11 protein-coding genes are annotated in these 11,690 nt (G+C 44.8%); 2 read left to right on the forward strand and 9 right to left on the reverse strand.

Annotated elements, in window-relative coordinates:
- Positions 1-10 precede the first annotated feature (10 nt).
- From fabF to yceD, 7 genes are all read right to left on the reverse strand, one after another.
- Entirely contained in the window at positions 11-1,249 is a 1,239-nt protein-coding gene (gene fabF, locus GSF04_RS15305; protein ID WP_211857747.1) for a beta-ketoacyl-ACP synthase II, read from the reverse strand.
- 86 nt (positions 1,250-1,335) lie between these two features.
- Positions 1,336-1,572, reverse strand: coding sequence for an acyl carrier protein (gene acpP / locus GSF04_RS15310; protein ID WP_010374019.1), 237 nt, complete (start codon positions 1,570-1,572; stop codon positions 1,336-1,338).
- Positions 1,573-1,788: 216 nt separating this feature from the next.
- Entirely contained in the window at positions 1,789-2,535 is a 747-nt protein-coding gene (gene fabG / locus GSF04_RS15315) for a 3-oxoacyl-ACP reductase FabG (RefSeq protein ID WP_130164254.1), read from the reverse strand.
- A gap of 13 nt (positions 2,536-2,548) precedes the next feature.
- Positions 2,549-3,475, reverse strand: a complete 927-nt coding sequence (gene fabD, locus GSF04_RS15320; protein ID WP_211857749.1) for an ACP S-malonyltransferase — start codon at positions 3,473-3,475, stop codon at positions 2,549-2,551.
- 53 nt (positions 3,476-3,528) lie between these two features.
- The gene (plsX, locus tag GSF04_RS15325) at positions 3,529-4,575 is read right to left on the reverse strand and encodes a phosphate acyltransferase PlsX (RefSeq protein WP_211857750.1); all 1,047 of its coding nucleotides are present in this window, start codon (positions 4,573-4,575) and stop codon (positions 3,529-3,531) included.
- An 11-nt stretch (positions 4,576-4,586) separates the two neighbouring features.
- On the reverse strand, positions 4,587-4,757 hold the full coding sequence (gene rpmF, locus GSF04_RS15330; protein WP_010374010.1) for a 50S ribosomal protein L32: 171 nt from the start codon (positions 4,755-4,757) through the stop codon (positions 4,587-4,589).
- A 10-nt stretch (positions 4,758-4,767) separates the two neighbouring features.
- The gene (gene yceD, locus GSF04_RS15335) at positions 4,768-5,292 is read right to left on the reverse strand and encodes a 23S rRNA accumulation protein YceD (protein WP_010374009.1); all 525 of its coding nucleotides are present in this window, start codon (positions 5,290-5,292) and stop codon (positions 4,768-4,770) included.
- A gap of 119 nt (positions 5,293-5,411) precedes the next feature.
- On the opposite strand from yceD, the gene GSF04_RS15340 reads away from it, so the two are divergent.
- Positions 5,412-6,014, forward strand: a complete 603-nt coding sequence (locus GSF04_RS15340; RefSeq protein ID WP_211857751.1) for a nucleoside triphosphate pyrophosphatase — start codon at positions 5,412-5,414, stop codon at positions 6,012-6,014.
- Here the strand turns inward: GSF04_RS15340 and GSF04_RS15345 are convergent.
- Both GSF04_RS15345 and rluC read right to left on the reverse strand, forming a co-directional pair.
- The gene (locus GSF04_RS15345) at positions 6,000-6,644 is read right to left on the reverse strand and encodes an HAD-IIIA family hydrolase (protein WP_211857752.1); all 645 of its coding nucleotides are present in this window, start codon (positions 6,642-6,644) and stop codon (positions 6,000-6,002) included. The two genes, GSF04_RS15340 and GSF04_RS15345, sit on opposite strands and share 15 nt — an antisense overlap.
- 1 nt (position 6,645) lies before the next feature.
- The gene (gene rluC / locus GSF04_RS15350) at positions 6,646-7,596 is read right to left on the reverse strand and encodes a 23S rRNA pseudouridine(955/2504/2580) synthase RluC (protein WP_010605003.1); all 951 of its coding nucleotides are present in this window, start codon (positions 7,594-7,596) and stop codon (positions 6,646-6,648) included.
- Positions 7,597-8,209: 613 nt separating this feature from the next.
- Here rluC and rne point away from each other — a divergent pair.
- Positions 8,210-11,617 (forward strand): ribonuclease E, encoded by a 3,408-nt coding sequence (gene rne / locus GSF04_RS15355; protein WP_211857753.1) that lies wholly within the window; start codon positions 8,210-8,212, stop codon positions 11,615-11,617.
- Positions 11,618-11,690: the final 73 nt, after the last annotated feature.

Here is an 11,690-nt window from a genome sequence, read left to right on the forward strand (position 1 = left end):
TAAGGCTGATCTACACCTTTTTAAATAGCAACGAACCGTTTGTTCCACCGAAACCAAACGAGTTACACAAAGTGTACTCTAGTTTCGCATCACGGGCAGTATGAGGCACATAATCTAAATCACAGCCTTCATCTGGGTTATCCAAGTTAATGGTCGGCGTTACTTTTTGGTCTTGCAGCGCAAGAATCGAAATAATTGATTCAACTGAGCCCGCAGCACCAAGTAAGTGACCCATCATTGATTTAGACGAGCTCACCATCACATTTTTTGCCGCAGAACCAAATACCGACTTAACAGCATGCGTCTCTGCAACGTCACCCGCTGGAGTAGAAGTACCGTGTGCGTTGATATAGCCAACCTGCTCTGCATTGATCCCTGCATCATTCAATGCATTAACCATAGCTTGTGCAGCACCTGCACCATTTTCTGGTGGTGATGTCATGTGATATGCATCACCACTCATACCAAAGCCAACCAGTTCAGCGTAGATTTTCGCACCACGAGCTTTCGCATGCTCATACTCTTCCAGTACGATCACACCAGCTCCATCAGCTAGCACAAAACCATCACGGTCTTTATCCCAAGGGCGAGAAGCCGCTTGCGGATCATCGTTACGCGTAGAAAGCGCACGAGCCGCGCTAAAACCACCCATACCAATTGGGGTTGACGCTTTTTCAGCACCGCCTGCTACCATCGCATCCGCATCGCCGTACGCAATCATACGTGCTGCATGGCCAATATTATGAAGGCCAGTTGTACATGCAGTAACAATCGAAATATTTGGACCTCTCAAGCCATGCATGATGGACAAGTGACCAGAGATCATATTGATAATGGTAGAGGGAACGTAAAACGGAGAAAGCTTGCGTGGACCGCTATTTAATAGCTTAACGTGGTTTTCTTCAATTAGCGTCAAGCCACCGATACCAGAGCCGATGGCTACACCAACTCTAGCGGCATTCTCTTCGTTAACTTCAAGACCTGAGTCTTTTAAAGCCTGTACACCTGCAGCGATACCATACTGGATGAAGACATCCATTTTTTTAGCATCTTTAGGGGAAATGTACTCAGTGACATCAAAATCGTTAACTAAACCAGCAAACTTAGTCCCGAAACCTTCTGTGTCAAAATGCGTGATATTGCGAATGCCACTACGGCCTTCTAATAAGCCCTGCCAGGTAGATGCAACATCATTACCCAGCGGCGTCAACATACCTAAGCCAGTTACTACGACTCGACGTTTAGCCACGGTGTCCTCCAAAAAGGGATTATTATAATAATTGGGGGGTCTAGAAAGAGTTAGGGCAGCGAGTGCTGCCCTAATAGAAAAGCTAGTTACTCAGCGTGAGCAGTAACGTAGTCGATAGCTGCCTGAACAGTAGTGATTTTCTCAGCTTCTTCATCAGGGATCTCTGTATCGAACTCTTCTTCTAGCGCCATTACAAGCTCAACAGTGTCTAGAGAGTCAGCACCTAAATCATCAACGAAAGACGCTTCTGATTTAACTTCTTCTTCTTTAACACCTAGTTGTTCAACAATAATTTTCTTTACGCGTTCTTGGATGTCGCTCATTCTTCTTTCCTTTATTTAAACGCTACTGCGTTAATTTTCAGATTGCGGCGCAGTTTACGACGCATCATTCTGGGATTCAAGGATTGACCCGTACTTTTTTTTCTGGTCAAACCTGTTACAAAGCTTTGGATCTTTTTATCGCCTATTTTCGCGACGATTTCAAGTACGTTGTCGACAAGATCACAAAAATTTCAATTGATTTGTGATCTTAGCGGGTTAAACCATGTACATCGCACCATTTACGTGCAAAGTTTCACCAGAAACATACGCTGCTGCATCTGATGCTAAATAAACCACAGCCGCTGCGATTTCTTCTGGCTGACCTAAACGACCTGCTGGTACATTTGCCAAAGTCGCTGCTTTTTGCTCATCAGTTAGCTCATCCGTCATATCTGTCTGAATGAAGCCAGGTGCTACAGTATTTACCGTAATACCACGAGATGCAACCTCACGCGCCAATGATTTTGTAAAACCAATTACACCCGCTTTTGCAGCTGCATAGTTAGCTTGACCCGCATTACCCATAGTGCCCACTACTGAACCAATGTTAATGATACGGCCATTTTTCTTCTTCATCATTGGGCGAAGTACCGCTTTTGATAAGCGGAAAATAGATGACAAGTTTGTATCGATGATGTCATCCCACTCTTGATCTTTCATGCGCATCAGCAAGTTATCACGAGTGATACCAGCATTGTTTACCAACACATCGATATCACCTAAGTCTGCTTTGATTGCATCCAAAGTTGCTGCGATTGAGTCGGCATTTGTCACGTTTAGCGCATAGCCTTTACCATTTTCGCCTAGATACTCAGAGATACGCTCTGCACCAGACTCACTCGTTGCGGTACCCGCAACTTTTGCACCTTGCGCCACTAAGGCGTTTGCGATTGCTTTACCAATACCACGGCTAGCACCCGTTACTAGTACAACTTTACCTTCTAAAGAAAATAAATTACTCATAATGCTCTCGTTATTATTCTGCAGCTGCAATGGCAGCTAAATCATTTACCGACACACACGACACTGAGCGGTCGATGCGTTTGACAAGACCCGAAATCACTTTACCAGGGCCGAACTCAAAAGTTGTTGTAACACCTTCTTTCGCAACCGCTTGTACAGTTTCAGTCCATCTTACTGGACTATAGAGCTGACGAATAAGCGCATCTTTTATTGCTGCAGCATCTTTTGCAACAACAACGTCAACATTGTTGATCACATCAAACTTTGGCTCTGAAAAAGCGAGTGCTTCAAGATCTTTGGCTAATTTATCAGCCGCAGGTTTCATTAATGCGCAATGAGATGGAACGCTAACTGCAAGTGGTAATGCGCGTTTAGCTCCTGCTTCTTTACACGCTTCAGAAGCTCGATTTACGGCTTCAACGTGACCAGCAATCACCACTTGACCCGGTGAGTTGTAGTTTACCGGCGAAACAACGTCACCCTGTGCAGATTCGGCACACACCTTGGCAATCACGTCATCATCTAAACCAATAATTGCCGCCATTGACCCGGTGCCAGCAGGAACTGCTTCTTGCATGTATAAACCACGTTTTTCAACTAACTTAACGGCATCTGCAAGGGTTAATACTTCTGCACATACCAATGCAGAGTATTCACCTAGACTATGGCCTGCTAGTGTCAGTTCAGCTTCAACACCTTTCTCTTGCCACGCTCTAAAGATAGCAACGCTTGCGGTTAATAATGCCGGTTGAGTACGGTGCGTTTGGTTTAATTCTTCTTCAGGACCGTTTAGCACAAGTTCGGCTAAATCGTAGCCTAGTGCTTCTGAGGCTTCAGCGAAAGTCGCTTTAACGATATCAGAAGATGCTAATAATTCAGATAACATGCCCACGCTTTGTGAGCCCTGTCCTGGGAAAAATAATGCGATTTTTTGTGACATATTGTGCTCTTATTTTCTCTGTTGTCGCCACGTCCTCATGTCACTTAGCAGTGTTAGGGATGCGGACCTGACGGTTGTTTTTCTGTGTCGACCTGAGCAAACACCGCTTGGATCTTTTCAGGGATCTTGCGTTGTACTTCTTGCGCAGCTTCTTCAATCGCGGCTAAAAATGCCTTCGTTGTGGCATTTCCGTGACTTTTCACAACAATACCGCGCAATCCTACCAGACTTGCGCCGTTATACTGGTCGGGGTTCACCCTTCTATACAATTTTTTTATAACGGGTCGAAGTAAAAAGGCCAACGCTTTATAAAAAAAGTGCTTTTTTAACGCTTTGCTAAACTTATGCATGATGAGTTTGGCAATCCCTTCACAGGTTTTCAAGGCGACGTTGCCGACAAATCCCTCACATACAATTACATCAGCTTTGCCAGTGAACATATCGCTCCCCTCACAATAGCCTTGATAATTAATAACAGATGAGGATTTCATTAATTTTGCAGCTTGCTTAATACCATCATGGCCTTTGATTTCTTCAGAGCCAATGTTTAGCAAACACACTTTAGGTGAAGGAATATTTAATGCCTCTCCAGCCACGATTGAGCCCATAATACCAAACTGATAGAGGGTTTCAGGGTCACAATGCACATTCGCACCAAGATCAAGCAAATAAACGGGTTGCTTTTTCTCTGTTGGAACGGCTGAAATTAACGCGGGACGCTTGATGCCAGGCAACATTTTTAACACATAGTGGGCCATAAAAAAGAGCGCACCTGTATTTCCTGAACTAACACAAGCCTGCGCTTCGCCAGATTTCACCAAATCAAGCGCAATACGCATTGAAGACTGCTTTTTATTTCTAAGTGCAGAGGCTGGTTCACAACCGTTAGTGACGACTTCTTTACAGTGTTTAATTTTGAGTCTTGGATGATCCAGCATACTTGCTTTAGTCAAAGCACTTTCAATAACTTGCTGATTACCACAGAGAATTAAATTTAGATTTGGGTGCTTAAGCACAGCAGCGATAGCTGCGGGGATAGATGAACGGGGGCCGTAATCGCCCCCCATCATATCTAACGCAATGGTTAGATCGGTCAGCATAAAGTAATCTCTTACTTAGAAATTACTTTAACGCCTTTGTAGTAACCGTCAGCAGTCACGTGGTGACGACGATGAGTCTCGCCAGAAACCTGATCTACAGTTAGAGCTGGTCCACTGATCGCATCGTGTGAACGACGCATACCACGACGTGCGCGTGACTTCTTGCTTTTTTGTACCGCCATTAGCCTTCTCCTAAGAATCTTTCTTAAGTTGTTTCAAAATTTCAAATGGATTTGGTTTGCTATCTTCTGCTTCAATTTCACCAAAGCTCTTTGGCTTATCAGAATAAGAGCATAGTGCTTCATCATGCGTCGGGACTATCGGAATTGCGAGTAATAGTTCATCTTCGACGATCTGTCTTAGATTAACCTCACCCTCTTCATCCAGTTCCAACACATCATAACGCTCGGGAAGATCATCCGACTCTGCACCTAATCCGACTGGCGAATACGCAAAGTCTTGTTCCAAATCCAACCCTAATTCATCATTACAACGCTGACATACAACGGTTAGATGGGCTCGGACTTTGCCTTGCACAACAACCAAACCTTGTTCGTCGATGTTGAAATGAATGTCTACCGCTATTTCACTATTTTGATCACGCACAACTTGCTGCAATCGAGAAAGTTCTTCAAGCATTACAACACCGTCATAAGATGCTCGACGTTGCGCTGCTCTGCATGGATCAATAGTGATGGGAATTTTCACCTTTTGCATAGGGGCTGCATCATATAGATAGTTACTGTGTTAGTCAAAGTAAAAATACACTTTCCCTTTGTTTTTCGCGTTATTGCGCATTATCCTGTTGGCAATGTTGTCACAAAGATAAAAATCTCATGAAAACGCCCCTTATTCTAGCCTCAAGTTCGCCATTTAGGCAGTCAATTTTGAAAAAATTAATGCTTCCTTTTGCATCTTTTTCACCGGATGTAGACGAGCAAGCACTCGAAGGTGAATCAGCACAGCAACTTGTTGCACGATTGAGCGAATCAAAAGCCAAAGCAGCAATAGCAAAATATCAACAAGGTGTGGTGATTGGTTCAGACCAAGTTGCGCTATTCAACGGTGAGATCCTAGGAAAGCCACATAATAAAGAAAACGCGATTAAGCAACTAAGCCTATTTAGCAATAATTGCGTGACTTTTTTGACTGGTTTAACCGTTTTCGACATTGAAAGCGGCAAAACGGTCACTGAAGTGGTACCGTTTCACGTTTACTTTCGCCAACTTACTCAAGCACAGATCAGTAACTATTGTGATGCAGAAACACCTTACAACTGTGCTGGAAGCTTTAAAAGCGAAGGATTAGGGATCTGTCTGTTTGATAAACTTGAAGGAGAAGACCCCAATACCCTGATTGGCCTTCCCCTTATTCAACTCACTAAAACACTGCTCGCGTTTGGTATTGATGTGCTCGCAGAGCAATCAGGCCAACAATAGGTTAGACAAGTCATGATAGTTATCGCAAATATGGGCAGCCGACGTTTGCGATAACTGCTCTCTTGTTGCAACACCCATAGTGACGCCGATCGCGTCAATGCCTGCATTTTTCGCTAAATTCATATCAATTATCGTATCGCCTATCATGACAGCCTCTGTAGCTTCCACATTTAGTTCAGCCAAAATCTGAAGCAACATATCGGGATGCGGTTTAGACTCCGCCTCACATGCTGTCCGTGTCGTAACGAAAATATCACCCAACCCACTTTCTGCCATCAGGCGGTCAAGTCCTATTCGGCTTTTTCCTGTTGCAACCGCAACTTTGATACCACTGCCATGTAATTGCTTTAAAAGCGTTTCAGCGCCTTCAAATAGAGGCGCTGGGGTTTTGTCTTGATGCTTATAGATATATTTATAAGCCGCAATTAAAGACGCTAATTTGTCTTCATGATTTGGAAAAAGTGTCAGTATCGCTTTATCGAGAGACAGGCCAATAATACTTTTCGCCGCTTCGTTACTGACGGGTGCAATTCCACAAGATTCAGCAGCCAAATGAATGGTATTTACGATTTTTGGCACAGAGTCCATGACGGTGCCATCCCAGTCGAAAATCACACACTTGTAGCGCATGTTACTTCCTTAATTTAACTAAGCATGCTTCCAAAGCCCCATCCAATGGTGCCTCTACATGGTGTGTCGTTTCTGTTTTTGGGTGTATAAATCTGAGTTCTTTGGCATGCAAAAACAGCCTATTTAATCCCACTTCACGCATTTTGGCATCAAACACCTGATCGCCATACTTATCATCACACGCAATCGGATGTCCTTTACATTGAGTATGCACTCGGATCTGGTGCGTTCTGCCTGTTACGGGTGACGCCTGCACTAAAGTTGCGGACTCAAAACGCTCGACGACTCTAAAACGAGTATGAGAAGGCTTGCCTTGCTCATGATCCACTCGCACCACACGCTCACCTGACTTTAAGGTATTTTTACGCAGCGGTTCGGTGACATTTTTATGTTTGGCATCCCATTGCCCTGAAACCAGTGCAAGGTAATTTTTCTCCATGGTCTTTTCTCTTAGCTGCTCATGAAGTCCTTTAAGCACAGCGCGGCGCTTTGAAATCAACAAACAACCCGATGTGTCGCGATCCAAACGGTGCACCAACTCCAAGCTTTGCTCTTGTGGGCGTAATGCTCTTAATGCTTCAATTAAGCCATAGCTTAAGCCGCTGCCACCATGTACCGCCATACCGGCGGGCTTATTTATAACTATCAGATACTTATCTTCATAAAGAATGGCATCTTCTAGGTTTGCGACTTTATCAAGGTTTTTAGGCACAAACTCTGTTTTCTCCGCAACACGCACAGGTGGGATACGGATTTCATCATTGATTTGTAGTTTATATACAGGCTTCACCCGCTTTTTGTTTACGCGCACTTCCCCTTTGCGAAGAATTTTATATACGGCGCTTTTTGGCACCCCTTTCAAATGCGTAACTAAAAAGTTATCGATCCTTTGACCTTCTTGGTCTTCAGTCACGGTAACGAAGCTAACTTGTAATGCGGGTTTCTCTGACATTGCCTAATCACTGATTTGAGTAATAATTTAGTTGCTATCTCGACATTATTAGTGGGATAATCAGGCCGCAAATTTTTGCGAGGTGCTTTTTATCGCAAAAACAATGTCGTGATGCACATCTTGGATGGCAGATCATACAGATTAGAGCTAATATTTCCAAAGCTTTTATCATGCATCTAAGATAAACACGTGCGAACAGTCAGTGCGAAGCGCGTAATATTTCGTTTAATGACTGGACACGATGAACAAACCAAAAAGCAAGAAATTAAAATTTGTCTGATACGTTTACCACAGTTGCAGTAATACCCGTGCATAGCAGGCCGCAACTCGTGAATAATCACAAAGCAATCAAGTCAAAAGATGGTGATAGCCAAGCTTGGCAAACCAAGCTCAACTTACCCCGTGCATGACTACTTTTTTGTGAAACGAATAAACGTGCAAAAAGCGAACGATGGATCAGTGATTTTACCCTGATTTAAAGCGGAAACTGTGAATATGTTCCCTTTCCCCCAGTCGTGAGACTGCATCATTTAATAGGAACATCCAAGGCGTAGCACGCTGTCGCTGGCAAGACGTATCAGGCGCTGTAAATAATTAAGTAGAGAATTACAATATGAAACGTATGCTGATCAATGCAACGCAGCAAGAAGAAATGCGCGTGGCACTGGTTGACGGCCAGCGTCTATACGATCTAGATATAGAAAGCCCTGGTCACGAACAGAAAAAAGCCAATATCTATAAGGGTAAAATTACCCGTATCGAACCATCCCTAGAAGCCGCATTTGTTGATTATGGCGCTGAGCGTCACGGATTCCTTCCTTTAAAAGAAATCGCTAAAACGTATTTCCCAGATGGCTATACATTCAACGGTCGCCCTAACATCAAAGACGTGATCAAAGAAGGTCAAGAAGTCATCGTTCAGGTTGATAAAGAAGAACGCGGTCAAAAAGGCGCGGCACTCACAACGTTTATCAGCGTCGCTGGTAGTTACTTGGTATTAATGCCAAATAACCCAAGAGCTGGCGGTATTTCACGTCGTATCGAAGGTGATGAGCGTATTGAGCTTAAAGAAGCATTGAGTCGCTTAAACGTACCTAAAGGTATGGGTCTTATCGTTCGCACCGCGGGCGTAGGTAAATCTTTCGAAGAACTAGAATACGACCTTAAGGCGCTACTTGTTCATTGGGACGCAATTCAAAATGCGGCAAATAGCGGTAAAGCACCTTTCTTAATTCACCAAGAAAGTAACGTGATCTTCCGTGCAATTCGCGATTATTTACGTCGTGATATCGGTGAGATCCTAATTGATAAACCGCGTGTTTTTGAAGAAGCGAAAGCGCATATCGAGCGTTTCCGTCCAGATTTCATCAATCGTGTTAAGCTTTATCAAAACGATGTGCCGTTATTCACGCATTATCAAATTGAGAGTCAGATTGAGTCAGCTTTCCAGCGTGAAGTGCGTTTGCCTTCAGGTGGTTCTATCGTTATTGATCCAACAGAAGCACTCACTTCTATCGATATCAACTCGTCAAAAGCGACGAAAGGTGGCGATATCGAAGAGACGGCGCTGAATACTAACCTAGAAGCAGCTGACGAGATTGCACGCCAGTTACGTTTACGTGACTTAGGTGGATTAATCGTTATCGACTTTATCGATATGACTCCGCCTCGCCATCAACGTGAAGTAGAAAACCGCTTGAAAGAAGCCGTTCGTACTGACCGTGCTCGCGTGCAAATCGGTAAGATTTCTCGTTTCGGCCTATTAGAAATGTCGCGTCAACGTTTACGTCCGTCTTTAGGTGAAGCGAGCCAGCATACGTGTCCACGCTGTGACGGCCAAGGCACCATTCGCTCAAACGAATCCATTGCTTTGTCTATCTTGCGTCTAATCGAAGAAGAAGCGATCAAAGATAATACCGCTCAGGTCAACGCCCAAGTGCCTGTCGCTGTTGGTGCTTATCTATTAAATGAAAAGCGTCGTTCTGTGCAACGCATCGAAAAGCGCCACGAGTGCCACGTTGTTATCATTCCTAACCAACACCTAGAAACACCGCACTATGAAGTGGTTAGATTGCGTAAAGATGAAACAACAGAAGCAGCTAGCTATGAGCAGATCACCGCGCCTGAGCCTGAAGTTGTTGAAATTGCTCGAGCTCAAGCAATTGTGAAAGAGGAGCCTGTGTTAAAAGGTGTCGTTATGCCTGATGCACCAGCACCAACGCCTGCCCCTACTCCAATTCAAGCTGCAAAACCACAAGCACGTAAGCCACAAGAAAAGCCAGCTCAAAACGGCACTAGCCTGTTTGCAAAGATTGGTCAGTGGTTCAAGAGCCTATTTGCTAGTGACAGCGATAACCAAGAAGAAAACAAATCTTCTGAAGAAAAATCATCACGCGATAACAACCGTGATAATCGCCGTCGCAATAATAACAATCGTCGTCGTAACAATAACCGCCGTCGTAACGATCAACAAAAAGACACAACGGTTGAATCGAAAGACGAAAACAACGGTAACGAGCAACGTGGTGATAACCGCAAACGCCGTCGTCCAAATAACAGAAAACGCCAAGATCAGGACAAAGCAAACCGTCCAGCTAAGGAATCTGTAAACGATAACGTTGAAGCGCTCGAGGCTAACGACGCGCCAGTTAAAGAAGCAATAGTAAAACCACGCAGACAAAGACGTAATCTTCGCAAGAAGGTACGTGTGGAAGAAACCAACGCACAGGATACTAACACCTCAGAGCAAGCTAGCACTGAAGAAGTGAAAGTAGAAGCAAAGCCGCTTGAACAACCAGCGAAAACAGCAGCTGAGCCTAAAGCTGAACAAAAGCCAAGGCAAAGAAAAGCGAAACCTGTCGCGGATAAGTCAGAACAAGAGTCTGCAACTAACGAACAAGTAGTAGCACCTTCTGAACAAGCTGACGTACACGCTCAAGCAAAACAGCAAGAAACTGCTAACACTGAGCGCCACGAACAAAACGATGTTACCGAGGTGGTATCTACTGAACTTTCAGAATCGCAAATTGATGACGAAAATAAAGAAGGCCGCACTCGCTCTAGACGTTCTCCGCGTCATCTGAGAGCGGCAGGTCAACGTCGCCGTCGTCAGGATACGCCTGAAAAAGGTCAAGCTGCAGCATTTGTGCCCGTAGCAGATCAAGCCGCTGCAGAATACGAAGCTGAGCTAAAAGCGAAATCTTCTTATGACAGTGAACCTCAAGCTGAAGTGCAGCAAGAAGCAAGTACAGTTGAGACTCAGTCGTCACCTGAAACGGTAGCTGAAGATAATACACCAGCTGCAGAAGCGACAGTTTCTGAGACGCACACTGATGCAGAGCAAGATGTAGAAGCTAAGCCAGCCGAAGCACCGGTTGACGAAAATGCAGCGCAAGAAGTGGAGCCTGAAAACGAAGTTGAAGCAGCCACTGCTGAAGCACCATTGCAACAAGCTGCACAGCCCGAAACGTCTGCAAGCGCTGACGAAGTAGTCGCAGAAGAAGTAGAAGCTGCACAGCCAGAAGAAGCAAAAGTGGTTAAAGCTGAGCCAATCGCTGACACAGTAGAGGCTGAACAAGTTGAATCGACAGAGGAAAAAGTTGAGGCTGAGGCTGAAACTGCAGTTGTAGAAGAAACTCAAGCTTCTGACGCTGAGGCAACACCTGAAGTTCAGGAGCCAGCAGCCGAGGCACAGGCAACAGAAGCGGTTGTGGAAACAACAGCAGTTGAAGCAGTTACTGAATCTTCAACTGAAGAGACTCCAGCCGCTAACGCTATTGAGGCACCTACTCAACAGGTAGTAAACGGCAACTCTGTACAAAGCCGTGTACGCTTCAACCAAACGGCTGCAGCGCCAATGACAAAAGCACAAAGCGTGATTGAGGATGTCGTGGTAGAAACACCGTCTGCGATGCCACATGAACAGCGTCAGGCTGTGGCGAATAGCGGCTTGGGTGTTGGCTCTAAGTCACCAACAGGCAGAGCAAGCGCCGACATGGCCTCTCCTGCTCAGGTTGACTAAGCAGTAATTGAAAAGCCAGTCTTTTTAGACTGGCTTTTTTGTGTCCGAATTTTACTGAGCAGACAGATGGTAA

The sequence above is a fragment of the Pseudoalteromonas sp. A22 genome (genome assembly GCF_018141345.1).
GTDB classification, from domain to species: Bacteria; Pseudomonadota; Gammaproteobacteria; order Enterobacterales; family Alteromonadaceae; genus Pseudoalteromonas; species Pseudoalteromonas maricaloris.

What these genes read in the sequence shown, in the direction of transcription:
- GSF04_RS15345 (WP_211857752.1), bottom strand. Translation starts at nt 6,644, where the DNA reads ATGCGCTACAAGTGTGTGATTTTCGACTGGGATGGCACCGTCATGGAC.
- acpP (WP_010374019.1), bottom strand. Translation starts at nt 1,572, where the DNA reads ATGAGCGACATCCAAGAACGCGTAAAGAAAATTATTGTTGAACAACTA.
- fabD (WP_211857749.1), bottom strand. Translation starts at nt 3,475, where the DNA reads ATGTCACAAAAAATCGCATTATTTTTCCCAGGACAGGGCTCACAAAGC.
- rpmF (WP_010374010.1), bottom strand. Translation starts at nt 4,757, where the DNA reads ATGGCGGTACAAAAAAGCAAGAAGTCACGCGCACGTCGTGGTATGCGT.
- plsX (WP_211857750.1), bottom strand. Translation starts at nt 4,575, where the DNA reads ATGCTGACCGATCTAACCATTGCGTTAGATATGATGGGGGGCGATTAC.
- fabG (WP_130164254.1), bottom strand. Translation starts at nt 2,535, where the DNA reads ATGAGTAATTTATTTTCTTTAGAAGGTAAAGTTGTACTAGTAACGGGT.
- yceD (WP_010374009.1), bottom strand. Translation starts at nt 5,292, where the DNA reads ATGCAAAAGGTGAAAATTCCCATCACTATTGATCCATGCAGAGCAGCG.
- rluC (WP_010605003.1), bottom strand. Translation starts at nt 7,596, where the DNA reads ATGTCAGAGAAACCCGCATTACAAGTTAGCTTCGTTACCGTGACTGAA.
- rne (WP_211857753.1), top strand. Translation starts at nt 8,210, where the DNA reads ATGAAACGTATGCTGATCAATGCAACGCAGCAAGAAGAAATGCGCGTG.
- GSF04_RS15340 (WP_211857751.1), top strand. Translation starts at nt 5,412, where the DNA reads ATGAAAACGCCCCTTATTCTAGCCTCAAGTTCGCCATTTAGGCAGTCA.